32 protein-coding genes are annotated in these 26,349 nt (G+C 73.1%); 15 read left to right on the top strand and 17 right to left on the bottom strand.

Annotated elements, in window-relative coordinates; all coding sequences use genetic code 11:
* Positions 1-47: 47 nt before the first annotated feature.
* From ACVWW9_RS12160 to ACVWW9_RS12150, 3 genes are read right to left on the bottom strand one after another with little or no spacing between them, the layout of a single operon-like run.
* Entirely contained in the window at positions 48-806 is a 759-nt protein-coding gene (locus tag ACVWW9_RS12160) for a glycerophosphodiester phosphodiesterase family protein (RefSeq protein ID WP_456515732.1), read from the bottom strand.
* Positions 803-2,050, bottom strand: coding sequence for an SPFH domain-containing protein (locus tag ACVWW9_RS12155; protein WP_456515731.1), 1,248 nt, complete (start codon positions 2,048-2,050; stop codon positions 803-805). The genes ACVWW9_RS12160 and ACVWW9_RS12155 overlap by 4 nt, the downstream gene beginning before the upstream one ends.
* 15 nt (positions 2,051-2,065) lie before the next feature.
* Complete coding sequence (locus ACVWW9_RS12150; RefSeq protein ID WP_245989878.1) at positions 2,066-2,524, bottom strand: NfeD family protein; 459 nt, start codon at positions 2,522-2,524, stop codon at positions 2,066-2,068.
* Positions 2,525-2,633: 109 nt separating this feature from the next.
* On the opposite strand from ACVWW9_RS12150, the gene ACVWW9_RS12145 reads away from it, so the two are divergent.
* Genes ACVWW9_RS12145 through ACVWW9_RS12135 form a run of 3 tightly spaced genes read left to right on the top strand, consistent with a single transcriptional unit; the run spans position 2,634 to position 5,834 of the window.
* On the top strand, positions 2,634-3,425 hold the full coding sequence (locus ACVWW9_RS12145; protein ID WP_456515730.1) for an SDR family oxidoreductase: 792 nt from the start codon (positions 2,634-2,636) through the stop codon (positions 3,423-3,425).
* A complete protein-coding gene (locus ACVWW9_RS12140) occupies positions 3,425-5,434 on the top strand; it encodes a S9 family peptidase (RefSeq protein ID WP_456515729.1) in 2,010 nt (669 codons plus the stop codon). The genes ACVWW9_RS12145 and ACVWW9_RS12140 overlap by 1 nt, the downstream gene beginning before the upstream one ends.
* 7 nt (positions 5,435-5,441) lie before the next feature.
* Positions 5,442-5,834: a VOC family protein gene (locus ACVWW9_RS12135; protein ID WP_456515728.1), complete on the top strand. Its 393-nt coding sequence runs from the start codon at positions 5,442-5,444 to the stop codon at positions 5,832-5,834.
* Here ACVWW9_RS12135 and ACVWW9_RS12130 read toward each other — a convergent pair.
* From ACVWW9_RS12130 to ACVWW9_RS12120, 3 genes are read right to left on the bottom strand one after another with little or no spacing between them, the layout of a single operon-like run.
* A complete protein-coding gene (locus ACVWW9_RS12130) occupies positions 5,831-6,886 on the bottom strand; it encodes a phosphatase domain-containing protein (protein ID WP_456515727.1) in 1,056 nt (351 codons plus the stop codon). The genes ACVWW9_RS12135 and ACVWW9_RS12130 overlap by 4 nt on opposite strands.
* The gene (locus tag ACVWW9_RS12125) at positions 6,883-7,800 is read right to left on the bottom strand and encodes a diacylglycerol/lipid kinase family protein (RefSeq protein WP_456515726.1); all 918 of its coding nucleotides are present in this window, start codon (positions 7,798-7,800) and stop codon (positions 6,883-6,885) included. Before ACVWW9_RS12125 ends, ACVWW9_RS12130 begins: the two co-directional genes overlap by 4 nt.
* Positions 7,801-7,809: 9 nt before the next feature.
* On the bottom strand, positions 7,810-8,949 hold the full coding sequence (locus ACVWW9_RS12120) for a DNA glycosylase AlkZ-like family protein (RefSeq protein ID WP_456515725.1): 1,140 nt from the start codon (positions 8,947-8,949) through the stop codon (positions 7,810-7,812).
* A gap of 87 nt (positions 8,950-9,036) precedes the next feature.
* Here ACVWW9_RS12120 and ACVWW9_RS12115 point away from each other — a divergent pair, with 87 nt between their 5' ends.
* A complete protein-coding gene (locus ACVWW9_RS12115) occupies positions 9,037-9,636 on the top strand; it encodes a GNAT family N-acetyltransferase (protein WP_456515724.1) in 600 nt (199 codons plus the stop codon).
* A 50-nt stretch (positions 9,637-9,686) separates the two neighbouring features.
* Positions 9,687-10,745 carry a trans-sulfuration enzyme family protein gene (locus tag ACVWW9_RS12110; protein WP_456515723.1) on the top strand — a complete coding sequence of 353 codons (1,059 nt, stop codon included), beginning with the start codon at positions 9,687-9,689 and terminating at the stop codon, positions 10,743-10,745.
* Between the two features lie 33 nt (positions 10,746-10,778).
* On the opposite strand, the gene ACVWW9_RS12105 is transcribed toward ACVWW9_RS12110, so the two are convergent.
* A complete protein-coding gene (locus ACVWW9_RS12105; RefSeq protein WP_456515722.1) occupies positions 10,779-11,093 on the bottom strand; it encodes a hypothetical protein in 315 nt (104 codons plus the stop codon).
* 88 nt (positions 11,094-11,181) lie between these two features.
* Here ACVWW9_RS12105 and ACVWW9_RS12100 point away from each other — a divergent pair, with 88 nt between their 5' ends.
* A complete protein-coding gene (locus ACVWW9_RS12100; protein WP_354260816.1) occupies positions 11,182-11,730 on the top strand; it encodes a MarR family winged helix-turn-helix transcriptional regulator in 549 nt (182 codons plus the stop codon).
* 17 nt (positions 11,731-11,747) lie between these two features.
* Here ACVWW9_RS12100 and ACVWW9_RS12095 read toward each other — a convergent pair whose 3' ends face one another.
* On the bottom strand, positions 11,748-13,136 hold the full coding sequence (locus ACVWW9_RS12095) for a M20/M25/M40 family metallo-hydrolase (protein ID WP_456515721.1): 1,389 nt from the start codon (positions 13,134-13,136) through the stop codon (positions 11,748-11,750).
* Between the two features lie 98 nt (positions 13,137-13,234).
* On the opposite strand from ACVWW9_RS12095, the gene ACVWW9_RS12090 reads away from it, so the two are divergent.
* Complete coding sequence (locus ACVWW9_RS12090) at positions 13,235-13,735, top strand: N-acetyltransferase family protein (protein WP_456515720.1); 501 nt, start codon at positions 13,235-13,237, stop codon at positions 13,733-13,735.
* 161 nt (positions 13,736-13,896) lie between these two features.
* On the opposite strand, the gene ACVWW9_RS12085 is transcribed toward ACVWW9_RS12090, so the two are convergent.
* On the bottom strand, positions 13,897-14,304 hold the full coding sequence (locus ACVWW9_RS12085; protein WP_456515719.1) for a hypothetical protein: 408 nt from the start codon (positions 14,302-14,304) through the stop codon (positions 13,897-13,899).
* Positions 14,305-14,579: 275 nt separating this feature from the next.
* Between ACVWW9_RS12085 and ACVWW9_RS12080 the strand changes: the two genes are divergently transcribed.
* From ACVWW9_RS12080 to ACVWW9_RS12065, 4 genes are all read left to right on the top strand, one after another.
* Entirely contained in the window at positions 14,580-15,389 is an 810-nt protein-coding gene (locus ACVWW9_RS12080; protein WP_456515718.1) for a UbiA family prenyltransferase, read from the top strand.
* Entirely contained in the window at positions 15,386-16,798 is a 1,413-nt protein-coding gene (locus ACVWW9_RS12075) for a phytoene desaturase family protein (RefSeq protein ID WP_456515717.1), read from the top strand. Before ACVWW9_RS12080 ends, ACVWW9_RS12075 begins: the two co-directional genes overlap by 4 nt.
* A gap of 89 nt (positions 16,799-16,887) precedes the next feature.
* Positions 16,888-17,010, top strand: a complete 123-nt coding sequence (locus ACVWW9_RS12070; protein ID WP_456515716.1) for a hypothetical protein — start codon at positions 16,888-16,890, stop codon at positions 17,008-17,010.
* Complete coding sequence (locus ACVWW9_RS12065; protein ID WP_456516030.1) at positions 17,011-17,274, top strand: cupin domain-containing protein; 264 nt, start codon at positions 17,011-17,013, stop codon at positions 17,272-17,274.
* A gap of 10 nt (positions 17,275-17,284) precedes the next feature.
* On the opposite strand, the gene ACVWW9_RS12060 is transcribed toward ACVWW9_RS12065, so the two are convergent.
* Together ACVWW9_RS12060 and ACVWW9_RS12055 are read right to left on the bottom strand one after the other, a co-directional pair.
* The gene (locus ACVWW9_RS12060) at positions 17,285-18,040 is read right to left on the bottom strand and encodes a DUF4192 family protein (protein WP_456515715.1); all 756 of its coding nucleotides are present in this window, start codon (positions 18,038-18,040) and stop codon (positions 17,285-17,287) included.
* Between the two features lie 64 nt (positions 18,041-18,104).
* Entirely contained in the window at positions 18,105-19,067 is a 963-nt protein-coding gene (locus ACVWW9_RS12055; protein ID WP_456515714.1) for a LysR family transcriptional regulator, read from the bottom strand.
* A gap of 76 nt (positions 19,068-19,143) precedes the next feature.
* Here ACVWW9_RS12055 and ACVWW9_RS12050 point away from each other — a divergent pair, with 76 nt between their 5' ends.
* Positions 19,144-20,892 carry an FAD-binding protein gene (locus tag ACVWW9_RS12050; protein ID WP_456515713.1) on the top strand — a complete coding sequence of 583 codons (1,749 nt, stop codon included), beginning with the start codon at positions 19,144-19,146 and terminating at the stop codon, positions 20,890-20,892.
* Positions 20,893-20,965: 73 nt separating this feature from the next.
* On the opposite strand, the gene ACVWW9_RS12045 is transcribed toward ACVWW9_RS12050, so the two are convergent.
* A complete protein-coding gene (locus tag ACVWW9_RS12045) occupies positions 20,966-21,268 on the bottom strand; it encodes a putative quinol monooxygenase (RefSeq protein WP_456515712.1) in 303 nt (100 codons plus the stop codon).
* A 272-nt stretch (positions 21,269-21,540) separates the two neighbouring features.
* Between ACVWW9_RS12045 and ACVWW9_RS12040 the strand changes: the two genes are divergently transcribed.
* Entirely contained in the window at positions 21,541-21,693 is a 153-nt protein-coding gene (locus ACVWW9_RS12040; RefSeq protein ID WP_456515711.1) for a hypothetical protein, read from the top strand.
* A gap of 34 nt (positions 21,694-21,727) precedes the next feature.
* On the opposite strand, the gene ACVWW9_RS12035 is transcribed toward ACVWW9_RS12040, so the two are convergent.
* From ACVWW9_RS12035 to ACVWW9_RS12020, 4 genes are all read right to left on the bottom strand, one after another.
* Positions 21,728-22,435, bottom strand: coding sequence for a 4a-hydroxytetrahydrobiopterin dehydratase (locus tag ACVWW9_RS12035; RefSeq protein WP_456515710.1), 708 nt, complete (start codon positions 22,433-22,435; stop codon positions 21,728-21,730).
* Between the two features lie 83 nt (positions 22,436-22,518).
* Positions 22,519-23,025, bottom strand: a complete 507-nt coding sequence (locus ACVWW9_RS12030) for a COG4315 family predicted lipoprotein (RefSeq protein ID WP_354260838.1) — start codon at positions 23,023-23,025, stop codon at positions 22,519-22,521.
* Between the two features lie 67 nt (positions 23,026-23,092).
* On the bottom strand, positions 23,093-23,797 hold the full coding sequence (locus ACVWW9_RS12025; RefSeq protein ID WP_456515709.1) for a zf-HC2 domain-containing protein: 705 nt from the start codon (positions 23,795-23,797) through the stop codon (positions 23,093-23,095).
* Complete coding sequence (locus ACVWW9_RS12020) at positions 23,794-24,297, bottom strand: sigma-70 family RNA polymerase sigma factor (RefSeq protein ID WP_354260842.1); 504 nt, start codon at positions 24,295-24,297, stop codon at positions 23,794-23,796. Before ACVWW9_RS12020 ends, ACVWW9_RS12025 begins: the two co-directional genes overlap by 4 nt.
* 52 nt (positions 24,298-24,349) lie before the next feature.
* Here ACVWW9_RS12020 and ACVWW9_RS12015 point away from each other — a divergent pair, with 52 nt between their 5' ends.
* A complete protein-coding gene (locus ACVWW9_RS12015) occupies positions 24,350-24,895 on the top strand; it encodes a DUF2231 domain-containing protein (RefSeq protein ID WP_456515708.1) in 546 nt (181 codons plus the stop codon).
* A gap of 7 nt (positions 24,896-24,902) precedes the next feature.
* On the opposite strand, the gene ACVWW9_RS12010 is transcribed toward ACVWW9_RS12015, so the two are convergent.
* A complete protein-coding gene (locus ACVWW9_RS12010; protein WP_456515707.1) occupies positions 24,903-25,289 on the bottom strand; it encodes a pyridoxamine 5'-phosphate oxidase family protein in 387 nt (128 codons plus the stop codon).
* Between the two features lie 145 nt (positions 25,290-25,434).
* Here ACVWW9_RS12010 and ACVWW9_RS12005 point away from each other — a divergent pair, with 145 nt between their 5' ends.
* On the top strand, positions 25,435-26,331 hold the full coding sequence (locus ACVWW9_RS12005; RefSeq protein ID WP_456515706.1) for an AraC family transcriptional regulator: 897 nt from the start codon (positions 25,435-25,437) through the stop codon (positions 26,329-26,331).
* Positions 26,332-26,349 lie beyond the last annotated feature (18 nt).

Here is a 26,349-nt window from a genome sequence, read left to right as displayed (position 1 = left end):
TGACCACTCACGCGCCGGAGTGACCACTCACGCGCGGGAATGACCGCTCACGCGCCGGAGTGACCACTCACGAGGGGGAGGGCGAGGTCGCAGCGGTCGGTCACGATGCCGTCGACGCCGAGCGCGAGCAGCTCGCGCATCTCGGCCTCGTCGTTGATCGTCCACACGTGCACCTCGACCCCGGCCTGCTGGAAGGCCGCGACGCTGCGCTCGGTGACGATCTCGACGCCCTTCGCGCGGCGCGGCACCTGCAGCGCGACGACCGGCCCGAGGATGCCCCGCAGCCGCGAGCGCAGGCCCATCCGCTGCGCCGCGACCGCCTGCAGCACGATCGACCTCGACGCGCTCGTGGCGACCTCGGGCAGCAGCTGCTGCGCCTGCCGGCGGCGCCGCTCCGAGAACGACGTGAGCAGCACGCGGTCGACGGCCTTCGCCTCGACGACCGCGCGCACGGCGGGCACGACGGAGGCATCCGACTTCAGGTCGATGTTCCAGCGCGCGTCGGGCAGCGCGAGCAGCGCCTCGCGGAGCCCCGGCACGCCCTCGCCCTGACCGAGGTCGATCTGCTGCAGGTCGCGCCAGAGGGTGCGCTCGATCACGACGTCGGTGCCTGCGACCCGGTCGAGCCCGGGATCGTGCGCGAGCACGGCGACGCCGTCGGCGGTGGCGTGCACGTCAGTCTCGAGGAACCTCGCGCCCGCGTCGACGGCCGCGATGAAGGCCATCATCGTGTTCTCCGGCGCGCCGAGGGCGAGCCCGCGATGCGCGAGCACCCTCGGCGGGGCCGGGGTCAGGTACGGGCTCACGCCCGCGGCGACCCGCCGTCGTCGACGCCCTGGTCGGTGTCCGTGGCGCGCGGCGCCTCGGCGGCGGCCTCGCGCGCGGTCTCGATCGCCTCGCTGTAGTCGGTGTCGGGCGTCTCGTCGGCGAGCGACGTGCTCGACGACACGGTGTCGGTGCGGCCGGCGTCCTGCGGGTCGATGCCGCTCGCCTGCAGCGTCTCGGCGATCGACGGCACCTCGACGTCGCTCACCGAGTCGGCCTGGAACGTCTCGTCGAGGATCGACGGCTCCGCCGCATCCGAGCGCTTGCCCTTCGGCTTCTGGAACGGCACGTCGGCACGCCCCTCGAGGAACCCGCGGCCGACGCTCTGCAGCGCCTCCGTGAGCTCGGACGGGATGATCCAGAGCTTGTTCGCGTCGCCCTCGGCGAGCTTCGGCAGCGTCTGCAGGTACTGGTAGGACAGCAGCTTGTCGTCGGCGTCGCCCTCGTGGATGGCGGCGAAGACGCGCTCGATGGCCTCCGACTCACCCTTCGCGAGCAGCACCTGCGCCTCGGCGTCACCCTTCGCGCGGAGCACCTGAGCCTTGGCCTGACCCTCGGCGCGCAGGATCTCGGACTGGCGAAGACCCTCGGCCTCGAGGATCTGCGACTGCTTCGAGCCCTCGGCGGTGAGGATGGCGGCGCGACGGTCGCGCTCGGCACGCATCTGCTTCTCCATCGAGTCCTGGATGGAGTGGGGCGGGTCGATCGCCTTGAGCTCGACGCGGCCGACGCGCAGGCCCCACTTGCCGGTGGCCTGGTCGAGCACGTTGCGCAGCTGCCCGTTGATCGTGTCGCGGCTCGTGAGCGCCTCTTCGAGGTTCATGCCACCGACGACGTTGCGGAGCGTGGTGGTGGTGAGCTGCTCGACGGCCGAGAGGTAGTCGGCGATCTCGTAGGTCGCCGCGCGCGCATCCGTCACCTGGAAGTAGACGACGGTGTCGATCGAGACCACGAGGTTGTCCTCGGTGATCACCGGCTGCGGCGGGAAGGATCGCACCTGCTCGCGCATGTCGACGTGGTACGAGACCCGGTCGATGAACGGCACGAGGAAGTTGAGTCCCGGCTGGAGCACGCGGTGGAAGCGGCCGAGCCGCTCGACGACTCCGGTGAAGCCCTGCTTGATGATCCGGATCGACCTGAACAGCGTGACGAGCACGAACAGGACGACGAGGATCACCACGACGAGCAGGAATCCTCCGAGGATGAATTGTCCGTCGATCGGCATGGATGCTCCTTGTGGTTAGCGCTGCGCGGGGACGACGATGGCCGTCGCCCCCTCGATGGCGGTGACGACGATGCGCTCGCCGACGTCGGGATCGCGCTGCTGCGCGGCGGGGGAGAGGCGGGACGTCCAGACATCGCCGTTCGCGAGGGTCACCTCGCCGGCGCCGCGCTCGAAGGAGCGCGTCACCTCGCCGGCCATGCCGAGCAGCGCCTCGATGCCCTGCTTGTTGACCTCGCCCGACTCCTGCAGCCGCTCGAGCAGCTTCGGACGGACGAGGAACAGCAGCAGGAGCGCCGCGGCGGCGGCGATGAGGATCTGCACCCACCACGGCAGCCCGGTGATGCTCGAGACGAGGCCGACGGTCGACGCGAGGCCGATCATGAGGAAGGTGAACTCGAGCGTGACCATCTCGATGATGAAGCACACGAGTGCCACCACGAGCCACACGACCCACGCGTACTGGACGAGATCCACCCCTTCAGCATAGGGAGCGGAGCCTGGGATGCGGCCCGGCACGCAGGCGCTCGCGCCAGCGCCCTCGCCGCGGCGTGGCAGTAGGGTCGACGGGAACGAAGGAGCTCCCGTGCCGAACACCGCACCCGCCCATCTCGAGCCAGGCTCGCTCACCGGCCGCACGGCCCTCGTCACCGGCTCGAGCCGCGGCATCGGCGCCGCGACCGTCGCGCTGCTGGCGGCCGCCGGAGCCGATGTCGTCGTCAACTACCGGGCGAAGGCGCCGCGGGCCGAGAAGGTCGTCGCAGCCGCCGAGCAGCAGGGCGTGCGGGCGATCGCGGTGCAGGCCGACCTCACCGACGCCGACAGCGTCGCCGCCATGTTCGAGGCGGCGCGGGCGAGGTTCGGCGGCCTCGACATCCTGGTGATGAACGCCTCGGGCGGCATGGAGAGCGGCATGGGCGAGGACTACGCCATGCGCCTCAACCGCGACGCCCAGGTCGCGCTCCTCGACGCGGCGCTGCCGGTGCTGCGCGACGGCGCGCGGGTCGTCTTCGTGACGAGCCACCAGGCGCACTTCATCCGGACCACCCCGACGATGCCCGAGTACGAGGCGGTCGCCCGCTCGAAGCGCGCCGGCGAGGACGCGCTCCGCGAGCGCATCCCGACGCTCCGGGAGCGCGGCATCGAGCTCGTCGTCGTCTCCGGCGACATGATCGAGGGCACCATCACGGCGACCCTGCTCGAGCGCGCGAACCCCGGCGCGATCGCGAGCCGCCGGGAGGACGCCGGCAAGCTGTACAACGTCGAGGAGTTCGCGCACGAGGTGGCGCTCGCCGCCGTCGAGCCGGTCCCCGATGACAGCACGCGCCTCGTGGGCGACGTCTCCGGGTTCGGCGCGGCCGAGGGAGCGCAGGCCTGATGCGCGCCGAGGACATCGAGCAGCTCGTCTCGCTCTCGCGCCCCGCCGTCCACCCGAGCGGCACCTGGGCGGTCGTCGCGACGAGCCGGCCGAGCCTGCGCGCCAACCGCAACGTGGGCCAGCTGTGGCGCGTCTCGCTCGCCGACGGCACCCGCCGCCGCATCACCGGCGGCGTCGCCGACCGCGCGCCGCAGCTGTCCGCCGACGGCGAGGCGCTGCTGTTCCTGCGCGCCGACGCGAAGGGCAAGCAGCAGGTGTGGGCGATGCGCGCCGAGGGCGGCGAGCCCGTGCAGGCGACCTCGCTCGACGGCGGCGTCGAGGCGTTCGCGATCTCGCCCGAGGGCGACCGGATCGCGTGCACGGGCGCGGTCATCGAGCCCGGCCGCTACGGCTCCGTCGAGGGCCTCGACGCCGCGCACGAGTCGCCGCGCCTCATCACCCGCAACCGCAACCTCGCGAACGGCACCGGCAGCCTCGTCGGCCGCCGGACGCACGTGTTCGTCGCGCCGATGCCCGACCTCGACGCCGAGCCGTTCTACGAGCGCGCACCGCACCCGCACGACCTGCCGTCGACGAGCGACGACCTGCCGCGCACCGCGCCGGCGATCCAGCTGAGCCACGGCGACTTCGACCACGCCGCGCCGGTCTTCTCGAGCGACGGCCGGCGCGTGCTGTGCGTCACCGCTCGCCACGCCACCCGCGACGACGACCTGGTCAACGCGGTCGTCGAGTTCGACGCGCACGTGCCGCAGGGCGAGCCGCACACGATCCTGTCGTCGCGCGCCGGGCTCTCGGTCGACCAGGTGCAGCCCACGCCCGACGGCGGCTTCGTGCTGCTCGCCCAGCGGATGGGCGACTCCGGCCGCGACTTCGTCGCCCGGCACACGCAGCTGCTCGTGCTCGAGCAGCCGGGCGCGCACCCCGAGGAGGTCACCGACGAGAGCGGCGCCGACCTCGGCGAGGGCGGCAGCCACGCGACCGTCGTGGAGGACGGCGTGCTCGTGCAGGAGCGCACCCGCGGCCGCGTGCGGCTGCTGCACGTCACGGGCGGCGGCATCAAGGAGCTCATCGGCGGCGACCTCGAGGTGCTCGGGCACGGCGTGGGCGCGGGCGTCACCGTCGCCACGGTCGCGACCCCGACCTCCGCCGGCGAGGTCGCGGTGCTCGACGACCGCGGCGTCACCGTGGTCACCGACTTCGGCGCGGGTCTGCAGCGCACCGGCATCGTCGAGCCCGTCGAGCACGAGCTCCCCGGTCGCGACGGCGGCTCGGTGCATGGCTGGGTCTGGCTGCCCGAGGGTCCCGGGCCGCACCCGGTGCTGCTCAACATCCACGGCGGCCCGTTCGCGCAGTACAGCATCGGCGTGTTCGACGAGGCGCAGGTCGCCGTGGCGGCCGGCTACGCCGTGGTGCAGTGCAACCCGCGCGGCTCGGCGGGCTACGGCCGCGAGCACGGGCTCGCGATCCGCCAGTCGATGGGCACCGTCGACATGCACGACGTGCTCGACTTCCTCGACGGCGCGATCGCCGCGCATCCCGAGCTCGACGGCCAGCGCCTCGGCGTCATGGGCGGCTCCTACGGCGGCTACCTGACGGCCTGGATCATCGCGAACGACCAGCGCTTCACGGCAGCCATCGTCGAGCGCGGCTTCCTCGACCCGGAGACCTTCGTCGGCACGAGCGACATCGGCTGGTTCTTCGGCGGCGAGTACACCGGCACCGACGCGGACGCGGTGCGCGCGCAGAGCCCGATGGCGCGCGTGGGCGACGTGCGGACGCCGACGCTCGTCGTGCACTCCGAGGAGGACTGGCGGTGCCCGCCCGAGCAGGCGCAGCGCTACTGGGCGGCGCTCAAGCGCCAGGGGGTCGAGACGGCGCTGCTGCTCTTCCCCGGCGAGAACCACGAGCTGACGCGCTCCGGCCAGCCGCGGCACCGGGTGGAGCGCTTCGAGCACGTGCTGCGCTGGTGGGCGAAGCACCTGCCGACGGCGCAGAACCACGGCGCCTGACGCGACCATGATCGGGGACAGCCCGCTCGTGCAGGTGGCGCAGCGCGCCCAGGACATCGAGCGGGCTGCCGCCTTCTACGCGCACCTGCTCGGCGCGCCCGTCGCGGCGACGTTCGATCCGCCGGGCCTCGCGTTCCTCGTGCTCGGCGACACCCGGCTGCTGCTGGAGCGCGGCGCGCCCTCGGCGCTGCTCTACTTCGCCGTCGACGACCTCGACGCGCGGGTCGAGCGGCTCCGCGCATCCGGCGTCTCGATCGTCACGGAGCCGCACACGATCTTCGGCCACGCCGACGCGACGCTCGGCCCCGCCGGCACGGAGGAGCGGATGGCCTTCATCCTCGACAGCGAGGGCAACACGGTGGCGCTCGTCGAGCACCGGAGGGGCGCCGACGACGCCTAGGTCATCGTCCCCGTCTCGGCGTCGACCGCCTTGAAGACGCGGTCGCGTGCGACGGTGTCGATGAGGCCGAGGCGGTGGACGATCCTGGCCGCGTCGTCGTAGCTGGTGTGGAAGCGGATGCCCGCGGCCTCGAACGCGGCGCGCGCGGCGCCCGTGATCGGCACGACCTCGTGGATGAGCACCGCCACGACGAAGTCGGGGCCGCGCCGCAGCATCTCGGCACCGACGTGCGCATCCGCCTGGCCGCTGTCGCCGAGGAACATGAAGCGGCACTCCGGGAAGAGCGCACGCTCGCGATCGAAGTTCTGGAGCTTGCGCTCCTTGATCGACGCCTTCGTGAACAGGTTGAGGAACGAGCCCCCGAGCACCGCGTGGGGCGGCAGGCCGAGCCCCGCGAGCCCGTTGCGCGTGTACTGCTCGATGAGCCCGCGAGGGCCCTCGGGGCGCGCGGTGACGAAGGTCAGGTCGCCGGGCCGGGACGGCTCCGCCGCGCGTCCCTGGTCGAGGGCGATGAGCAGCTCGATGACGCCGGGGTAGACCTTCCCCCGTGGGTAGCGGCTGTCGTGGAGCATCGCCTTGACCGTGTCGTCGATGTCGCACAGGATGCGCAGGTCATGCGACGGCGCGTCCGCGGCCTCGCGCGCGATGTGAGCGAGCACGGCGGCGCGGTCGGCCTCGGTGAGCCGCTCGTAGACGACGTGCTCCAGGTCGTGGCGGTCGCCGGTGGCGTTGAGCGAGTACTTCATGTCGCGGAACGCGGCGCCGCTGAGCGACTCGAGCATCGACCGGATGCCCGCGGACACGACAGGGCTCGGCGCGAGCCGGCGGAGCGCATGCACGACGCGCGCACGCATCGCCGGGCTGAGCTCGGCCACGCGCTCCTCGCACAGCAGCCGCACGAGCGCGCGGCGCTCGTCGCCCCGGAGCAGGCCCGTGATCCGGTTGCCCGCGATCGCGGCCACCGTGCGATCGAGATCGCTCAGGGCCAGCAGCGCTTCGAGCGACCCATCGGGGGCCGCGCGCAGCTCGGCGAGGGAGGGCGTGGGCTTCACGCCTCCGATCTTGTCACCCGGATGCTGAGCGCGCCGGAATCGATGCGCGCGTCGAGCCGCTCGACGCGGCCCGAGGCATCGCCGTCGAGCTGCACGGGCATGGGCTCGTCGACCGCGCCGAGCGTCACCCGCAGGGCTCGGCGATGCCGCAGCACCCCCTCGGCGCGCGCGATGCCGGCACCGGCCGCTGCGATGCGGCCCCAGTGCGCGAGGTGGCGCGGGCTCACCACCGCGACGTGCAGCAGCCCGTCGTCGAGCCGCGTGCCGGGGAGCACCTGCAGGCCCGCCGGGATGCGCGCGGCGTTGTGCACGAGCACGCTCCACGCGTGCGCCGACTCCACGGGTCCGCCGTCGAAGCGGCCGCGCACGGCGAAGCTCGGGTGGCCGAGCCTGCGGGCGCCCGCGGTGATGTAGGCGGCCCAGCCGACCCGGCGCTTCGCGCGCAGCGACGATGCGGCGACGGCGAGGGCGTCGTTGCCGACGCCGACCACGACGAGGAACGGCTGCTCCGGCTCTCGCGTGCCGTCGGCGCGGGTGAGCACGACCCGGCCGAGGTCGACCGACGCCGTGGCGCCCGAGACGGCGATGCGGGCGGCCGCCTCGGCATCGCGGAGCGGCAGGTCGAGGTTGCGCGCGAAGAGGTTGGCGGTGCCGACCGGCACGATGCCGAGCGGGATCCCGGTGCCGGCGAGCACGGCCGCGACCTCGCGGACCGTGCCGTCGCCGCCGATCGCCACCACGGCATCCGCCCCGCTCGCGACGGCGTCGCGCGCCTGCCCTGCACCCGCATCGGTCGGCGTCGTCGGCACCACCCGTGCATCGCTGCCAGTGCGCGCGGCCTCGCGCAGCACGGCGTCGACGGCGCCCTCGAACCGGCGCGCGGTGGGGTTGCCGATGACGACGAGCGTGGGCACGCGCTCAGGCTAGCGAGCGGGGGAGCGGGGCTCGTCGATCACGAGGCGCACCCCGAGCCACGCCGCCATCGACTCGAGCTCGTCGTCGACGGCTCGGCGCAGTCGCGCGCCGTCGACGTCGGGGTCAGCGTCCCAGTGGATGCGCGCGACCCGCAGCGCACCGAGCTCGCGGTCGGTGCGCGCGTCGACCTTGCCGACGAGCCGGTCGCCGTCGAGGATCGGCAGCGCGTGCACGCCCCAGCGCCGCTTCGCGGGCGGCGTGTACTGCTCGAGCGCGTACTCGAAGTCCCACAGGCCGACCATCCGGCGGCGGTCGGCGATGAGGCGGTCGAGCGGCGAGAGCAGTGCGACGCGCCCGGTGAAGTCCGCGGCGCTCGCGTGCGGGTCGAGCCTCCAGGTGCCGCGCATCCCCTCGATCCGCACCGGTTCGCCGACGTCGCCGAGATGGGTGGGGCGCTCGAGACCGCACGCGCGAAGCCAGCGCTCGCTCCAGGTCGCCCATGCGGTGTCGAGCGCCGCGGCGTCGACCGTCGGCAGCACCCGTTCGGCGAGGTCCCAGATGCGGGACTGCCCGATGCGCTCGGCGACGACGACCTCGCCGCGCACCTGGAGCAGCTCGAGCAGCATCGCCACGTCGCGCCCGGTGTTCCAGCCGCTGGAGCGGAAGGGCGCGTCGACCGTGTCGGCGATCTCGGCCTGGGGGAGCGGGCCGTCGAGCCGCAGCTGCTCGAGCACCCGCTCGCGGAATCCCGCGTTCGCCTCGAGCCACGCGCGGCTGCCCTCGCCGATCGCGGTCGGCTCGCGACCGATCGCCAGCAGCCACGGCAGGTCGCGCATCGCGCGCAGCCCGATCGCCCACGCCGGCATCGGGTGGCGATGCGGACCCAGGTGCTCGAACAGCGCCTGCTCGACCTCGACCGCCCGTCGCACGTCGTCGAACGCGATGTCCGGGATGCGCGTCCACGCGATGTGCTCGGCCGACGGGGCGACGATGTCGGTCGGGTTGAGCGGCAGGACGGTCAGCTGCGCCACGACGTCGGCGAGATCGTCGGATCCGGCCACCGCGGCGCGATCGGCGTCGAGCAGCTGCGCGCGCACGGCGATCCGGCGCGCATCCTCGCGCGAGACGGTGCGCACGGCTGCGGGCATGGCGCCGATCGTACGTCGCCGCGCCGACACGGACCGATGCTGCGCGGGGTCACGTCCCGTGACGGCGGCGTGCGGCATGATCGCCGCATGGACGCGCCGCTGCGCATCGTGCCCGCGAACGAGGCGGGCCCGGACGACCTCGATGCGGTCTTCGGTGCTCGCGGCGTCGGCGCGCGCTGCCGCTGCCAGCGCTACCGGCTCGAGCGCGGCGAGCGCTTCGGCGGCATGCCCGTCGAGGAGCGGCTCGCCCGGCAGCTGGAGCAGACCGCAGCCGGCGACCCGGATGCGGCGACGACCAGCGGGCTGGTCGCGTACCTCGACGACGAGCCGGTCGGCTGGGCGGCTGTCGCTCCGCGCGGCGAGCACCGGGGGCTCGTGCGTGTCTTCACCGTGCCGTGGCTGGGGCGTGACGAGGATCCCGCCGATCTGAGCGTCTGGGCGATCACCTGCCTGTTCGTGCGCGCCGGCCACCGACGGCAGGGCATCAGCCGCCAGCTCGCAGCGGCGGCGGTGCGCTTCGCCCTCGACCGGGGCGCCCGTGCGGTCGAGGCCTACCCGATCGTGACGACCGCGGTGATTGACGAGGAGCTACACGTCGGCACCGTGCCCACCTTCGCGGCAGCGGGGCTCGTCGAGGTGTCGCACCCGACGAAGCGCCGCGTCGTCATGCGCCGCGACGCCGGCTGAGCCTCGGGACGCGTGCGCTCGCGGCATCGGCACGGTGCCAGGATGGGGGCATGTCTGATCGCCCCGCGCTGCGCCCCGAGACCATCGCCGTGAGCGCAGGACGCCCGCCACGCACCCCGGACGCGCCGACGAGCACGCCGGTCACGTTCGCGAGCGCGTTCGTCGCCGGTGGCGAGATCGAGTACGCGCGCTACGGCAACCCCAGCTGGACGGCGCTCGAGGATGCGCTCGGCGCACTCGAGGGCGGCAGGTGCGTGTCGTTCTCGAGCGGCATGGCCGCCGTGAGCGCCGTGCTGAGCCTCGTGCCGCACGGCGGCGCCGTCGTGGTGCCGCGGCACGCCTACCAGGGCACCCTTGCACTGCTCGACACCGAGGCTGGCTCCGGTCGCTTCGAGGTGCGCCGCGTCGACATCGTCGATCCCGACGCGGTCGAGGCCGCGATCCCCGGCGCGGCGCTCGTGTGGCTCGAGTCGCCCACGAACCCCGCCCTGGAGATCGCCGACATCGCGCGGCTCGCCGCCGCCGCTCGGGCGGCCGGAGTGCTCAGCGTCGTCGACAGCACGTTCGCGTCGCCGCTCCTGCAGCGCCCGCTCGAGCTCGGCGCCGACCTCGTCGTCCACTCCGCCACGAAGCTGATCGCCGGCCACAGCGACGTCGTGCTCGGCGCGGTGGTCGCCGGCGACGACGCGCTCGCCGACCGCATCCGCCAGCACCGCAGCCTGCACGGCGCCATCCCCGGCCCGATGGAGGCGTTCCTGACGCTGCGGGGCCTCCGGACGCTGTCGGTGCGGCTCGAGCGCGCCGAGTCGAACGCGCGCGAGCTCGCGCGCCGGCTCGCGGATGCGCCGGGCGTCGTCGAGGTGCGCGATCCCGGCTTCGGCACGGTGCTCGGCATCGTGCTCGAGGATGCCGCGGCCGCCGACCGCGTCGTCGACCGGGTGCAGCTGTGGATACCCGCGACGAGCCTCGGGGGAGTGGAGTCGACGCTCGAGCGTCGTCGCCGCTGGGCGACCGAGGCTCCCACGATCCCGGAGGGGCTCATCCGCCTCTCGGTCGGGATCGAGCACATCGAGGACCTCGCAGACGACCTGCTCGGCGCGCTGCGCTGAGCAGCCGCTCGCCCGTAGCGGATCGAGCGCCGCTCAGCGCGAGCGCAGCTCCCTGACCGTCAGGATCGGCGCACCGGTCTCGCTCCAGTGGCGCGCCGTCGTGGGGGCCGACGCGCCATCGACCGCCCGCTTGGCGGAGTCCAGGTCCGCGTACCGGCCCTTCGAGGCGCCGGAACCGTCGACCGCGAGGTAGTCGTCCAGGCTGCGCTCGACGAACCCGAGGAAGCGCACGCCGTCAGCGTCGATGACCGAGGCCACCCACAGGTCGCTGCTGGGCGACGCCCACGTGACGGGCCGGATCGCCGTGCCATCGAAGGAGCTCGTGCTGGGCACCAGGGTCTGCGACATCTGCCGTGCTCCTTCGTTCGTTAGTTCGACGATCGAAATGTATCACGGTCGAACGCTATGCTCGGACCGGAAGAGATCGGGGAGTGGCGTGGAGACGACCGCAGCGTCGAGCGGGTACTGGTACCCGCAGCACGCGGTGCCGTCGAGCGTCGACGTGCTGAACCTGCTGCGTCGCTACCGCGCGGCGGAGGGCGCGATGCGCGCTCGGACCCGCTCGTCGATGGGCATGGGGGAGACCGACCTGCTCGCGCTCCGCACGCTGCTGCAGGCGCAGCGCCGCGGCGACACCATGCGGCAGCGGGATCTCGCGGCGGCCCTGCAGCTCGCCTCACCCTCGGTGACGGCACTCGTCGACCGGCTCGTGAAGAGCGGGCACGTGCGCCGCGAGCCGCATCCCGACGACCGCCGGGCCACCATCGTGGTACCGACGACGGACACCGACACCGAGGTCCGCGCCACGCTCGGCGCGATGCACCGGCGGATGATCGGCGTCATCGACGAGATGGGGGAGGCGGAGCGGCACGCGGTCGCCGCCTTCCTCGCACGCATGTCCGACGCCATTGAGCACCTCGACGAGCACGACGCGCACGACCGACAGGACGAAGCGCCGGACGAAGCGCCGATCCTCCCGGCCTGAGCCGCTCGCGCCGCCGATCAGCCGGTCGTGCCGAGCGCATCCCAGAGGTGGGCGAGCGTCGCCGCGCCCGAGCGCAGCATCGCGAGCGAGACGCTCTCATCGCTGTCGTGCCAGTTGTCCTCGACGAGGCCCGTGCCGAAGAACACCACGGGCGCGCCGATCGCCGTCGCGAGCAGGTCGGCCGGACCTCCGCCCGCATTGCCCATGCGGCCGACCTCGTCCACCCCGAACCCCTCGGCCATCGCCCGAGCCAGCGCGTCGACGAACGGGGTGTCGGGCGTGCGGTACGGCTGCTGGGCGATCAGCGCCTCCACCTCGACGCTGTGATCGAAGCCGTCGGCGATGCGCTCGTCGACCCATCGCTGCAGCTGCTCGGCGACCACCTCGACGCGCTGGCCGGACACCAGCCGGATGCTGAGGTCGGCCGCCGCCATGGAGGGCACGGCCGCGCGCTTCACACCGACCGGATCACCGGCTGCGAGCGCGATCACCTCGAGCGCCGGCCGCTCCCACAGCCGCTCGAGCACGGTGAACCCCGTCTCGCCGCGGATGCTGCGCGTGTGGGATCGCGTGAGCCAGTCCTCGTCGGAGTACGGCAGAGCGGCAAGCTCGGCACGCCTGCGGTCCGACACGGGCTCGACGTCGGCGTAGAAGCCGGGCAGCGTGATCCTGCCCTCGCCGTCGTGCAGCTCGCCGAGCAGCCGGCCGAGCTCGATCGCCGGGTTCGGCGCGGATCCCGAGACGGCCCCGCTGTGGATGTCGGTGAGCGGCCCGTAGACCTCGAGGTGCGCGCCGATCATGCCGCGGATGCTCGTGCAGAGGGCGGGGTGGTCCGCGCGCCAGAGCAGCGTGTCCGAGAAGAGGACCACATCCGCGTCGAGCCGCGCCCGCTGCTCGTCGAGCATGCCTGCGAGGCTGGGGGAGCCGGCCTCCTCCTCGCCCTCGACGAGCAGCTTCAGGTTGACCGCCGGTGCCGACCTGCCGCCCGCCAGGTGCGCGCGGATCGCCCACAGGTGCGCGAGCACCTGGCCCTTCGCATCCGAGCTGCCGCGGCCGTAGAGGCGGCCGCCGCGCACCACGGGCTCGAACGGCGCGGTCTCGTCCCAGTTCTCGTCCTTCACGGCGCGCACGTCGTGGTGGCTGTAGACGAGCACGGTGGGCGCTCCGGGCGCCTCGCACCACTCCGCGTACACGGCGGGTCCGGTCTCGCCCGGCCAGACCTCGGTGGTGGGGAAGCCGAGGTCGCGCAGCGCGCCCGCGAGCCACGACGCCGACCTGCGCAGATGCCGCTCCCGCTCCGGCACGCCCGCGACCGAGGGGATGCGCACCCACGCCGACAGCTCGGCGACCATGTCGTCCTCGTGCGCGTCCACGAACGCCCGGATCCCGTCATCGCGCCTCGGCATCGTCGCCTCCTTCGGCCGCACGTCGTCCGGCCGCACATCGTAATCCGCGCAGCAGGAAGGCCGCGAGGTGCGCGGTCGCCGAGCCATAGGATCCCGGGGTGACCTCCCGAACCCTGCCCGACGGCGCCGTGCTGCGCACCGCGGCCCCCGGCGACGAGCCGGGCATCCTGGCCCTGATCCACGAGCTCGCGGTCTACGAGCGGGAGCCCGATGCCGTCGAGAACACGGCCGAGCTGCTCACCCAGACGCTCTTCGGCGACGAGCCGCGCGCCTTCGCGCACGTCGTCGAGCGCGACGGCACGCTCGTCGGCATCGCGATCTGGTTCCTCACGTACTCGACCTGGACCGGCACGCACGGCGTCTGGCTCGAGGACCTGTACGTCGACGAGTCGCAGCGCGGCCGCGGCTACGGGCGCGCGCTGATGGCGGCGCTGGCCGCGGTGTGCGTCGAGCGCGGCTATCGGCGCTTCGAGTGGACGGTGCTCGACTGGAACAAGCCATCGATCGGCTTCTACCGCGCGATCGGCGCCGCACCGCTCGACGAGTGGACGACGCAGCGACTCACGGGCGACGCGCTCGCGCAGCTCGCTGCGGGCTGAGACCAGCCGAGGGCGCCGGGCACCCCGATCTGGCTCACTCGCATAACGCCGATAATGCACATTATGTCGGAACGCGGCGTCGGGGGCGGCTCGTCAGCCGCTCGCCCGCTACCCGACCCTCACGCGGCTCGTCAATGACCTGCTGCACGAGGTCGGCGCGTTCACGTCGGAGATCCGTCGGGCAGCTCGCGCTCGCCGTCATGCTCGTCGAACGCCTCGCGCTCGTACGCGCGGACCGCTGCCCGATACCGCACGATGTAGAGGATCACGACGGCGACCATGCTCACGCTCAGCGCAGTCGTCGCCCAGGAGACCGGGTAGATGGTGGCCGCGAGCGCGGCCGCGGCAGTGTTGACGCTCAGCACGCCCAGCAGCAACCAAGCCAGCACGATGATCCGCCCGGGTTTCGAGAGCACGTAGTGCTCCCGAAGCAGCGCCGGCGTCATCTGCTTCGACGCCACCACCGGCAGCGCCACCGCGACCACCAGGCTCAGCACGACGAGTGCGACCGGGCCGAGCACATCCGGCTGCACGACGAGGCGCTCCCCCGCCATCACTGTCGTGCGCATGCGTCGATGATGCCAGCGAGCGTCGGCATCGTGCGTGGTGGTCGACGGCGACGCGACCGGCGCAGGCGTTGCGCCCGGCCGGCGGCGCTACGATCGCGGCAGACGGGAGCAGCTCGCGCCCTCGTCCCGTCCGAGGAGCCCTCCCATCGACGATCACCGCGCTGCGGCAGCCCGCACACGCCTCGAGCGCCGCCATCGCTGAGCAGGCTCGGCCCCGGACGGGCGCGTCCGAGGAGCGCTCGAGGCTCGGCCGCCTCGTCCAGATCTCGCGGCCCGTGCTGTGGATCAACACCGTCGGCGGCGGCCTGCTCGGCATGTGGCTCACGGGGCAGCTGCTCGACATCGCGGCGATCCCGCTCATCCTGTGGCTGACGCTTCCCTTCAACCTGCTGATCTACGGCGTCAACGACATCTTCGACCAGGACACCGACGCCCTGAACCCCCGGAAGGGGTCGATCGAGGGCGCTCTCATCGAGCCGCGCGAGGTGCGCCTCATCGCGTGGGGCGTCGTGGTGTCGAACCTGCCGTTCCTCGCCTACTTCGCGATCGCGCTGCCGCCCGCGGCCATCGCGGTGATCGCGCTCTACGCCGGCGTCTTCGTCTGCTACTCCGCTCCCCCGCTGCGCTTCAAGCGGCGGCCGTTCCTCGACTCGCTCAGCAACGCCGCCTACGGGCTGCCGCTGCTGTTCATGCCGCTCGCGCTCGGCGCGCAGCCGGTGTGGCCCGCGGTCGCGGGCCTGCTCGCGTGGAGCGTCGCCAAGCACGCGTTCGACGCCGTGCAGGACATCGAGGAGGACCGCCAGGTCGGGATCACGACCACTGCCGTGCTGCTCGGGGCGCGCGGCACCGCCGTGTGGAGCGGAGCGTGGTGGCTCGCCTCCACCGCGCTCTTCGCGGTCGTGAGCCTGCCCGTCGCCGCCGTCAACCTCGTCATCGCCGGCGCGCTCGTCGTCCTGCTGCTGCGGCGGCCGACGCCAGCGACCGGGCACCGCCTCTACCCGCTGTCGGTCGCGTTCCCGTACATCGCGGGCTCCGTCGCCAGCGGCATCCTGCTCGCCGCCATGTTCTTCGGGGTGTATCCGTGAGCCGCGCCGTCGTGGTCGGAGCCGGGCTCGGAGGTCTCACCGCGGCCGCGCTGCTCGCGCACGCCGGGCACCAGGTGACGCTGCTGGAGTCCGCGGAGGCGGTCGGCGGCAAGAGCCGACGCATCGAGATCGACGGCGAGCGGATCGACACCGGACCATCGCTCGTCACCTTCCCGGGCGTCTGGGAGCAGCTGCTCCGCCGACTGGACTCGGGACCGCGAGCGATCGCCGACGCCGGTGAGCTCGAGCTGCTGCGACTGCCCGAGGTCGGTCGCTACTACTACGACGGCCAGACGACGACGCTGCCGGTCGAGCCCGACCATCCGTGGTTCCCCGCGTGGCAGCGCTTCAGCGAGGTCCATGCGCCGCTCACCGATGACGTCACCGCCCTGCTCGTCGCCGATCCCCTCGACCGCGCGTCGCTGCCGGCGCTGCGGCGGCTGCTCGGCGTCTACGGCACGCGGCTGAGCACGCGCGCCTACCTCGACAGCCTCCCCTGGCTGCCGGACGGGCTGCGCGAGATCATCGCCATCCACACGCTGAACGCGGGCGTCTCCCCCGCGCGCACGCCGGCGCTGTACGCGAGCATGCCGGCGGTCATGGCCGAATCGGGCGTCTGGGTGCCCCGCGGCGGTGTCTTCGAGATCGCGCTCGCGCTGCGGCGGCTGGCGGAGGCCGCGGGCGTGGAGGTGCGCACGGGCGAGACCGTCACCCGCATCCGTCGAGGCTGGGTCAGCACCACCGAGGCGGAGCATCGCGCCGACCTCGTGGTCAGCGCGCTCGACGCGGAGCGGGTCGACGCGCTGCTGGGTCGCGACCGAGCGCTGCGCAGACCGCGCACGCTCTCGTGCTCGGCCGTCGCGATCTACGGCGTGCTCCGCGAGCCGCTTCCAGAGAAGCTCGCCGCGCACAGCGTCGTCCTGCCCCGGGCGCCGGCCGCGCTGCATCGCAGCCTGGCTGCCGGCGATGAGCCGGCCGACACCATGGCGTTCGTCAACCACTACCGCGCGGGTGAGGTGTACCCGAACGGGCGCAGCACGCTCGCCGTCCTGCTCACCGCTCCTGCAGACGGGCGGGAGTACACGGCGGAGCATCCGTTCGTGCGCCGCGAGGTCGAGCGCATCTCGGCGGCGATGGGCCTCGATGCCCCGCTGACAGACGGGATGGTCGACAGCACCGTGCTCGATCCGAGGTACTTCGGATCGTTCGGCGAGCCCCACGGCGCGCTCTACGGCGCGGCCCGACCGCTCTGGATGAGCGGGCCGCTGCACCGACCGCCGCATCACGACGTGCGCACGCCGTGGCTCTGGCGGGTGGGCGCATCCGTGCATCCCGGTGGTGGGATCCCTGCGGTGCTCGGCGGCGCGATGATCGCGGTCTCCAAGCTCCTGGCGCGCCATCCCGCGTGAGCCGCGGTGTCAGCCGCTCCCCTACGTCGACCGAACAGATCGAGCGCTCGGTGCCGCTGTCGCCATGGTCGACCCCGCAGGATGGTGCCATGACGCACATCCCCGGGGTCGACCTGTCCGCCGAGCTCGAAGCGGTCGACGCGCACTGGACACCGCGGGTGGTCGCTCGGGTCAACGACCAGTACGTGAAGGTCGCGAAGCTGCTCGGCTAGCTGGTCTGGCATGCGCACGAGCATGAGGACGAGATGTTCCTCGTGGTCTCTGGCCGCCTCCGCATCCAGCTCCCCGACGACCGCGAGGTGGTGCTCGGCCCCGGCCAGCTCTACGTGGTGCCGCGCGGGGTGCAGCACAACCCGATCGCCGACGAGGAGGTGCACATCGTGCTGGTCGAGACCGTCACGACCGCGCACACCGGCAGCGTCGTGGTGGAGGGCACGGTCCCGGTCGAGCAGCAGGTCGGCGCCTTCCGCGGCTGAGCGCCGATGATCACGAGCGCTCCCCATCGCGGCCGATCCGGAGCCATGCAGGCGAGCGCGCGGCGAAGTGGGCGGTCAGGCCGTAGGCCAGCACGTGGGTGGGCTCGATCCGCGACGCCTCGACGAGGTGCGCGACCGCATGTGGCCGTCTGCCAGTCGCCCAGAACAGCCACGCGGCGACGCAGAGGAGCGACGGTCGGAGCCCCTCCGGGACGTGCCCCGCAGCGGCGCGGAACAGCGCGGTGCCTCGCGCCGCTCGCGTCCGGTCGGGCTCCCACGGCGTCTCCCCTCGGAAGCACCGCGTGGCACGGGTGTCGGGCACCGAGCCGCTCGCGACCAGCTGCGCCACGTAGTCGTCGACCGTGACGCCGCGACGGGCCGCTCGCGCGGCGATCCGCGCGAAGTGATGGACGTGCTCCTCGGCGACGCCCCAGCCGAACGCGATCTGCAGCGCCATCTGCTCAGGCGCACCGGGGAAGAGCGAGAGGAGCACGATCTGCGCGAGCAACGGTGGCTGGATCCCGCCGGGCTCGCGCTCGAGACAGGTCTCGATCAGCGGAAGCGACGCGATGAGCGCTTGACCGTGCGCCGGGACGTCGAGCAGCGACGTCTCCCTGACGAAGCGCGCATCGGTCGTCACGCCGATCTCGGGAAGCGCCTCGCACATCGCATCGAGCGCGTCGAGGACCATCTGCTTCGCCTCGGCATCGGCGGCCGGCAGGTGCAGCGTGGCAGCGACGGGAGGACCTTGGGGGATGCGCGACATGGCAGCAGTCTCTTCAGCCGCGAGCATGGCCGTGGCTTCACGGCGCCGAGCTGTGGAGAGACGCCTACGTGCGTGACGCCACCGTTACTCGCTCCGCCAGCTCGGTGCCGGGCGCTGCGACCCGGGCGACCGTCTCGAAGATGACGTCCTGCATCGCGGCGGCAGCCGCGGATGGGCCGACGCCCGTGCGGCGGGCGAGGTTGACGGTGCGCGACACCTGTGGGCGGAGGAGTCTCGTGCTCCGCAGCCCCGGACGATCGATGACGACCATCGCGGGCACGACCGCCACCCCGATCCCGCGCTCGACGAAGCGCAGCACCGCATCCATCTCGGCGCCCTCCACCGCGATCGTCGGCGTCAGCCCGGCTGCCGCGAACGCGGCGTCGGTGGCGACCCGGAGGTCGTAGCTGCGGTTGAACGCCACCTGCGGCATCGTCGCGAGCTGCGCCAGCGTCACCCCGCGCCGCGCCGGCAGCAGCCCCTCCCCTGCGCTCCCTCGCGCGCCGGCCGACGAGATCACCACGAGCTCCTCCGACAGCAGCGGCACGAGCTCCGTGGCCGGCGCGGTCGCTCCCGCACCGCGGGTCACCACGAGCGCGAGGTCGAGCGCTCCCTCGTCCATCGCCTGCACGAGCGAGCGGGAGCCGCCTTCGGTGATGTGCAGCTCGACGCCGGGATGGGCTGCGCGGTACGCCGCGAGCACGTCGGCCACGAGCGACACGCACAGCGTCGGCGTGGCGCCGAGGCGGACGCTGCCGCGGCGGAGTCCGGCGAGCTCGTCGAGCTGCTCACGAGCAGCGCTCGCGTCGGCGAGCATGCGGCGCGCGATCGGCAGCAGCACCTCCCCCGCCGGCGTGAGCGTCACCCCTGCGGGCGCGCGCCGGAGCAGCGGGGTGCCGGCCTCGTCCTCCAGCGCGGCGATCTGCCGGCTCAGCGACGGCTGCGCCAGGAAGAGCTCCTCGGCCGCCCTCGTGAAGCTGCCGATGCGGGCGACGGCCTCGAAGGAACGGAGCTGCTCGATCTTCATGGGCATAGCGTAACCGCATGACTGTGCGACGAACTATGCATTGGACGCATCGCGCTCGCCTTCGTAGCGTGGAGGCATGACCGCACCGCACACCTCCAAGCGCATCCTCTCGACCTCCGTCCTCGTCATCGGCACCGGCGGCGCCGGGCTGCGCGCATCGATCGAGCTCGCGCAGCAGGGCGTCCAGGTGCTCGCCGTCGGCAAGCGCCGCAAGCACGACGCGCACACGACCCTCGCCGCTGGCGGGATGAACGCCGCCCTCGCGACGATGGATCACGAGGACACGTGGCAGCAGCACGCCGCCGACACGCTGCGCGAGTCCTACTTCCTCGCCGACCCGGCCATCGTCGAGACCGTCGCGCAGGGCGCGGCTCGCGCGATCGAGGAGCTCGAGGCGTGGGGCATGCCGTTCGCGCGCGAGGAGGACGGCCGCATCTCGCAGCGCTTCTTCGGCGCCCACACCTACCGCCGCACCGCCTATGCCGGTGACTACACCGGCCTCGAGCTGCAGCGCACCCTGATGCGCCGTGCCGCGGCCCTGCAGGTGCAGATCATCGACACGATCTACATCACGCGCCTCCTGGTCGCCGACGGCACGATCTTCGGCGCCTACGGCTTCGACATCGTGGACGGCACGCCCGTGCAGATCCACGCCGATGCCGTGATCCTCGCCGCCGGCGGGCACACCCGCATCTGGCGGCACACGTCCTCGCGCCGCGACGAGAACACCGGCGACACCTTCCGGCTGGCCGCGCTCGCCGGCGCGCGGATCCGCGACGCCGAGCTCGTGCAGTTCCACCCGTCCGGCCTGCTCGAGCCCGACGACGCGGCCGGGACCCTGGTGTCGGAGGCCGCGCGCGGCGAGGGCGGGATCCTCACGAACGCGCTCGGGGAGCGATACATGGAGCGCTACGACCCCGAGCGCATGGAGCTGTCGACCCGCGATCGAGTGGCCCTCGCGAGCTTCACCGAGATCGCGGAGGGGCGCGGCACCGAGAAGGGCGGCGTCTACCTCGACGTGTCGCACCTGCCGCGCGAACGCATCCTGCAGCAGCTACCGAGGGTGTACCGCACGCTCATCGACCTGCAGATGCTCGACATCACCACCACGAAGATGGAGATCGCGCCGACCGCGCACTACTCGATGGGCGGCGTCTGGGTCGCAGCCGACGACCACAGCACCGGCGTCGACGGGCTCTACGCCATCGGCGAGGCGTCGTCGGGGCTGCACGGCGCGAACCGCCTCGGCGGCAACTCGCTCATCGAGCTGCTCGTCTACGGGCGCATCACCGGCGAGCACGCTGCGGCCTACGTGGCCGCGCGCACCGAGGTGCGTCGCGATCCCGCGGCCGTCGACCTCGCTCGCGAGGAGATGGCGGCTCTGCTGCGCGACGGCGGCGACGAGTCCGCGCGCCGGCTGCAGCGCGCCGTCCGGGACCTCATGTCTGAGCACGCGGGTGTCGTGCGCACCGAGCAGGGCCTGCGCGCCGGCCTGGAGTCGCTCGCGGTGCTCGAGGAGCGTGCCGAGCGCGTCACCGCGCATCCCGACATCGCCGGCTTCGACGACCTCGCGCACGCCTTCGACCTGCTCGGCTCGCTGCTCGCGGCTCGCGCCACGCTGGAGTGCGCGCTCGAGCGGCGCGAGACGCGCGGCTGCCACAACCGCGCCGATTTTCCCGAGACGGATGCTGCCCTGCAGGGCAACTTCGTGTGGTCCCCGAGCGCTGGCGTCAGCTTCGAGCCCCTCGCGCCGGCCCCGGAGAGCTTCCGGGCCCTCGCGGAGGCAGGGGTCGACGACTCGGTGGCGGGCAAGCTCGTCGAGTAGGGTCTGGCCCCGCGCGTCTCGCGTGTCGACGCTGCCGGCGCGCCGGGGGCGTCCGATGACGCGCGGCCGCCCGCTACTGCGGGAGCTTGTGCGCCAGGACGTCGACCTCCTCCACGGTCGGCGCCTGAGCGAAGAGCTCGTCGGCACGGTCCATCAGAGCGGTACCGAGACGACCACCGAGGTGGTCCTGTCGCGCCGCGTCATCGTCGAACGCGTCGAAGACCCCGAACGTGGATGCACCCAAGCGGATCGCGAACCACGTCACCGTCCCCGGTTCGTCCTGAACGATCGACAGACCGCTGCGGAGGAACTCCGCGACGTCCTCTTCCTTGCCGGGCTTGGACTCCAAGCGCACGAGCAGTCCTACATGGACCATGACTTGCTCCCTTCCGACGGTGGTCGGCGAGCATCCAAGCCGACGCTAACGGTCTCCGAGCGGTGAGCGGATCGCTCACGCTTCGGCCGCTCGCGGAGGGCCTGTGGCGACGTACCGCCAACAGTCCCATCGATGCCCGCGCGGCACCAGGCCCCACTTCTGTCAGCACCGCTCGTCGGAGGACGCGCGTCCGTGCCCACAGCCGGGGCTGGCAGGCTGAGCACATGGAGCGGTCGACCTGCCGTTCCGTCGGATCCTCTGGGAGGCAGAGCATGCACACCATCGCCACCGCCGCGCACGACGCGGGCGTCGCGCTCGACAACCCGTTCATGCTGGCGATCATCGTCGCGGCCGTTGGCGTGACGGGGTCGATCCTGGCGCTGCTCGGAGCCTTCGCGCTCGTCGCGACCGGGCGCGACGACTGACGCCACGCCGTCCGCGGCCGCGCCGCGAGCGCTGTCAGCCCTGCTGCGCCGCCGACGCGTCGACGCAGAGGACGCCCGTGTTGCCGTCCTGATCGGCGATCACGGTGAGCGAGGGCGCCTGGCTGTCGTCGACGACCGTCCCGCCCGCGGCGACGGCCGCGGCGATCCGCTGCTCGGCCACCTCGGGAGCGACGTAGACCTCGACGTGGAAGCGCTGGCGGGAGGTCGACCCCTCGTCGGCGTCGCCGAACCACAGGTTCGGCACCCGTCCGGTGGCATCACGGATCTCGTCACTGGGAGACCCCCGGCCCTGCGAGTCGGCGCTCCCGGTGAGCAGTGCCGCCCACACCGGCGCGATGGTCGAGGAGCCTGCCGTGTCGAGGCCGAGCTCGATGTGGCTGACCGACGCCGGATCGGCCTCGAGCCCGTGGTCGGCGGCGACCTCCGAGATGCTGCGCGCGAGGTCGATGTCCTGCTGGGTGACCCATCCGACGACGTGCTCGGTGCCCTCGCCGTCGCGGTAGATCGCATCGTCGCTGATGAGCTTGAGGTCGACATACCCGCTGCCCATCGACACCGTCGGATGGTGGCCGATCGCGTCGCCCGCCGCCCCCACCGCCGTGACGAAGCGAGCGCCCGCCGCGAAGTCGTCGATCAGGTAGCGGGCGTGCAGGCCCTGCGCGAGCTTGCGCCAATCGATGAGTCCGGCCGCGGCGATCTGTCCGCCTCCCAGCATGTCCATGGGCCGGAGTCTATGGCCGCAGTCCCCCGGCGCCGCCAGTCCATCGATCGGCGGCACCAGTACGGACGAGCGACCCGACGCGGTCACTCCGCCATGCGCTCCCCTGCCGGTGACAGCACCCACCAGACGCCGCCGACGCCCTGGCCCGCCACGTCGCCCGCGGCGCTGTCGCCGGCGAAGTAGTAGAGCGGCCAGCCGTTCAGCGTCACCTGCGTGGCGCCGTCGACGCCCTCGATCGTGCCGACCTCGCCGGTGACGCCCTCGACCTCAGGGGCCTCCGACTCGGTGGTGACCGCGGGCCAGTTGGTCGCGCAGTCTCCCTCGCACACGCTCGCGCCGGCGCCCTGGGTGTCGTTGTCGAACATGTAGACGGTCATGCCGTCGCCGTCGACGACGATCTCGCCGAGGTCGGAGTCGGCGACCATGAGCATCGCCGAGGTGGTGGGCTCCTCGGAGGAGCTCGACGGCGCCTCCTCGGAGGGCGACACGGCCGGCGGCGAGCTGGCGTCGGTCGACGGGCTCGCGCAGCCGGCGAGCGCGATGACGAGCAGTCCGGCGGCCAGTGCCGCCGTGGTGGTCCTCGAAGTCATGAGAGCGTCCCTTCGTGAGCGGCCGCGGATGCGGTCATGGGGAACACGCTGCAGCGGCCCCGCAGGTTCACCCGTCCCCGACGTCGGCGCGCATGAGCACCTCACCGCTCTCCTCGAGGCGGATCTCGATGGCCGCGATCCGGTCGACGTCGAGCGCCGACGCAGCGGTCAGCCGCGCCGTCGCGCCGGGCTCGGCACGCCAGCTCGAGACCTCACTCGTGTTGCCGTCGACGTCCTCCACGACGAGCGCGTACGGCACGCCGTACGCGTCGTCCACGCGCTCGCCGCCGTAGCTGCACTCGAGCTCCATACGTGTGCCCCATCCGACCGAGACGAGGTCGACGCTCGCTGCCAGCGGCGCGTCGACCACCGCGACGAGCTCCACCGCCAGTGCCTCGCGCGGGGCCGGCGCGAGCAGGGCGCTCACCGACACCACCACGGCTGCGAGGATGGCCGCCGCGGCCGCCGCTCCCCCGGCCCACCGCAGTCGGGTGCGCCACCGCTCGCGCGCGGCGCGGGCGAGCAGCTCCGCGCGGCCGCCCATCGCAGGGCTGATCGGCGGCTCGACGTGCTCGCGCTCGAGCAGCGACGCCGCGCGCGCCGGATCGACCCGCGCCAGCAGCCCGAGCGTCGGCGCGATCTCGGCGACGGCGCGCGCGCAGCGCTCGCACGACTCGAGGTGCTCCTCGAACGCGCGGCGATCCGGCAGGCTCAGCGCCCCGAGCAGGTAGGCGGCATCCCAGTCCGCGAACTCGGCGTGGTCGCGGCTCATCGGGTGACCCCCTTCTCCTGCAGCGCCAGGCGCAGCGCGCGCAGGCCGTAGTGGAGGCGCGACTTGACGGTGCCCTCCGGGATGCCGAGCTCATCGGCGATGACGGCGATCGAGCGGCCGCCGTAGTAGGCGCGGACGATGACGCTGCGGTGCTCGAGGCTCAGCAGCGCGAGCGCCTCCTCGATCAGCATGGCCTCGAACAGCGCGTCCGTCGCGTCGGGCGACTCGCGCTCCGGCGTCTCCGGCAGCAGCACCTCGTGCCGCCGCCGCGCGCTGCGGGTCTCGTCGATCACGAGGTGGCGCGCGACCGTCAGCATCCAGGAGCGCGCGGTCGCCGGGTCCTCGAGGATCTTCGGGGTGCGCCACGCGCGCAGCAGCGTCTCCTGCACGACGTCGTCCGCACCCGCCCGATCGCCGGTCAGGTGGACGACGTAGCGCCACACCGGCGCGGCGTGCGCGTCGTACAGCGCACCGAGCCGGCTCGCGTCATCGGGTGGCACCGCGTGCACCTCCTCCCCCATGACACGAGGGCGGACCCTCGCAGGTTCATCGATGAACCTCACGGGCCCGCGCGTCGTGTCACAGAGTATGGACCTGCTTCCCGCCACCGGCGCTTTCGAGATCACCAGCCTCCCGCTGCACCCGCTCCTCGTCCACGCCGTCGTGGTCCTCGTGCCGCTGACGGCGCTCGCGATGGTCCTGGGCAGCCTCTGGCCCGCCGCGCGCCGGCGGCTCGGCATCGTCACGCCGCTCGCGGCGCTCCTGCTCGTGGCGCTCGTGCCCGTCACCGTCGCCGCCGGTGAGGCGCTCGCGGCGCTCGTCGGCGCACCTCCCGCCGTGCAGGCGCATGAGGGATACGGGCGGATGCTGCTGCCGTGGGTGATCGGGATGTTCGTCATCGCTGCGGCGCAGTGGGCGTGGTTCCGCTGGGGCGCGACGGAGCGTCCGGTCCCGCCTCACCGCGGCGCTCGGGCGATCCCCGCGGTGCTCGCCGTGCTGGCGATCGGGGTCGCGGCGGGCAGCGTCGGCATGGTCGCGCTGATCGGCGACTCGGGTGCCCGCGCCGTCTGGGGCGGACTCGTCGGCGTCGGCGGCTGACAGCGGGTCAGCTCGGCTGCACGTTGCCGAGCAGCCGGTCGATCGCGATCTCGATCACCACGCGCTCGGGGTTCGGTCGCGGCTCGCGGTAGCGCTCGGCGTACCGGCGCACCGCCTCGGCGACGCGCTCGGGCTCCGCGGAGACGGTGGCGCGGCCCTCGACCGTGCTCCACCAGCGGCCCTCCACCTGCGAGACCGCGACCCGGCTGCCGGGATGCCTGCGCAGGTTGCGGGCCTTGTAGCTCGAGCCCGACGTGATGACCCGCACGAGCTGCCGCTCGGCGTCGAACGTCGCGCCGACGGGCACCTGGTGGATCGTGCCGTCCGGGCGCGTCGACGCCAGCATGCACAGCCGGCGCTCCTGCCAGAACTGCGCGAAGTCGATCTGCTCCATGAGCCCTCCCATGCCAGCGTAGGCGGCGAGCCGAGCGCCCCGGACGCCGCTCCCCGGTGAGACCGGTCGCCGCCGATCGGATCGGACCGCGACGATCGGGTGCGCAGCCGCGCAGTCGCAGAGACTCGATGTCGAAGGGGGAACCGTGATCGCAGCGCTCAACCGGCTCGTCGAGCTCGTCGAGGAGCACCTCGCGGGCGAGGTCGACATCGCCGCGCTCGCGCGCGAGCGCGGCACGACGGAGTACCACCTGCGTCGGATGTTCTCGTCGCTCGCCGGGATGCCGCTGTCGGAGTACGTGCGGCGCCGCCGCATGACGCTCGCCGCCGCCGAGCTGCTCGGGGACGACGACCTGCTCGGGATCGCGGTGCGCTTCGGGTACGGCTCGACCGAGGCGTTCGGCCGCGCGTTCCGAGCGGTGCACGGCGTGAGCACGGCCGCCGTGCGCCGCGACGGCGGCCCCCTTCGCACACAACCGCAGCTCAGGTTCCGCCTGAGCGTCGAAGGGAGCACCACCATGGACACCCGCATCGCAGAGCGTCCGGCATTCCGGCTGGTCGGCCACGCCGCCCGCGTGCCGCTCATCCACCGAGGCGTCAACCCGCACATCCAGGCGCACATCGCGGCGCTGCCGGCCGACGAGCACGCTCGGCTGAAGGCGCTCAGCAGCGAGGAGCCCGCCGGACTGCTGCAGGTGAGCGCCGACGTCGACCCCGACTACGCCGAGGGCACCGAGCTCACGTACCTCCACGGCGTCGCCGTCGGTGAGGCGACGCCGGTCGCCGACGACCTGGACGTGATCGACGTGCCGGCGGGCACGTGGGCGGTCTTCCGCACCGAGGGTCCGCATCCGGCGGCGCTCCAGTCGGTCTGGGCGGCGACGGCGAGCGACTGGTTCCCCTCGAACCCGTGGCGGCTGCGACCCGGTCCGTCGATCGTGGCGGTCCTCGACCGCGCCCCCGACTTCAGCACGGCGACGTGCGAGCTGTGGCTCCCGGTCGAGCGCAGCGGCATCGAGCCGTCTCCGACGGCGGATGCGTGACGCATCCAGGCGGGTCCT

It is taken from the genome of Agrococcus sp. UYP33, from assembly GCF_054060915.1.
The sequence above is the reverse complement of the archived record's forward strand: the minus strand, read 5'-3'. Positions and strand labels throughout refer to the sequence as shown.

Coding starts and splice junctions, on each gene's coding strand:
- ACVWW9_RS12155 (WP_456515731.1), bottom strand. CDS start 2,050: ATGCCGATCGACGGACAATTCATCCTCGGAGGATTCCTGCTCGTCGTG.
- ACVWW9_RS12140 (WP_456515729.1), top strand. CDS start 3,425: ATGCGCGCCGAGGACATCGAGCAGCTCGTCTCGCTCTCGCGCCCCGCC.
- ACVWW9_RS12135 (WP_456515728.1), top strand. CDS start 5,442: ATGATCGGGGACAGCCCGCTCGTGCAGGTGGCGCAGCGCGCCCAGGAC.
- ACVWW9_RS12120 (WP_456515725.1), bottom strand. CDS start 8,949: ATGCCCGCAGCCGTGCGCACCGTCTCGCGCGAGGATGCGCGCCGGATC.
- ACVWW9_RS12115 (WP_456515724.1), top strand. CDS start 9,037: ATGGACGCGCCGCTGCGCATCGTGCCCGCGAACGAGGCGGGCCCGGAC.
- ACVWW9_RS12110 (WP_456515723.1), top strand. CDS start 9,687: ATGTCTGATCGCCCCGCGCTGCGCCCCGAGACCATCGCCGTGAGCGCA.
- ACVWW9_RS12105 (WP_456515722.1), bottom strand. CDS start 11,093: ATGTCGCAGACCCTGGTGCCCAGCACGAGCTCCTTCGATGGCACGGCG.
- ACVWW9_RS12095 (WP_456515721.1), bottom strand. CDS start 13,136: ATGCCGAGGCGCGATGACGGGATCCGGGCGTTCGTGGACGCGCACGAG.
- ACVWW9_RS12085 (WP_456515719.1), bottom strand. CDS start 14,304: ATGCGCACGACAGTGATGGCGGGGGAGCGCCTCGTCGTGCAGCCGGAT.
- ACVWW9_RS12070 (WP_456515716.1), top strand. CDS start 16,888: ATGACGCACATCCCCGGGGTCGACCTGTCCGCCGAGCTCGAAGCGGTC.
- ACVWW9_RS12060 (WP_456515715.1), bottom strand. CDS start 18,040: ATGTCGCGCATCCCCCAAGGTCCTCCCGTCGCTGCCACGCTGCACCTG.
- ACVWW9_RS12055 (WP_456515714.1), bottom strand. CDS start 19,067: ATGAAGATCGAGCAGCTCCGTTCCTTCGAGGCCGTCGCCCGCATCGGC.
- ACVWW9_RS12050 (WP_456515713.1), top strand. CDS start 19,144: ATGACCGCACCGCACACCTCCAAGCGCATCCTCTCGACCTCCGTCCTC.
- ACVWW9_RS12045 (WP_456515712.1), bottom strand. CDS start 21,268: ATGGTCCATGTAGGACTGCTCGTGCGCTTGGAGTCCAAGCCCGGCAAG.
- ACVWW9_RS12040 (WP_456515711.1), top strand. CDS start 21,541: ATGCACACCATCGCCACCGCCGCGCACGACGCGGGCGTCGCGCTCGAC.
- ACVWW9_RS12035 (WP_456515710.1), bottom strand. CDS start 22,435: ATGGACATGCTGGGAGGCGGACAGATCGCCGCGGCCGGACTCATCGAT.
- ACVWW9_RS12030 (WP_354260838.1), bottom strand. CDS start 23,025: ATGACTTCGAGGACCACCACGGCGGCACTGGCCGCCGGACTGCTCGTC.
- ACVWW9_RS12025 (WP_456515709.1), bottom strand. CDS start 23,797: ATGAGCCGCGACCACGCCGAGTTCGCGGACTGGGATGCCGCCTACCTG.
- ACVWW9_RS12015 (WP_456515708.1), top strand. CDS start 24,350: ATGAACCTCACGGGCCCGCGCGTCGTGTCACAGAGTATGGACCTGCTT.
- ACVWW9_RS12010 (WP_456515707.1), bottom strand. CDS start 25,289: ATGGAGCAGATCGACTTCGCGCAGTTCTGGCAGGAGCGCCGGCTGTGC.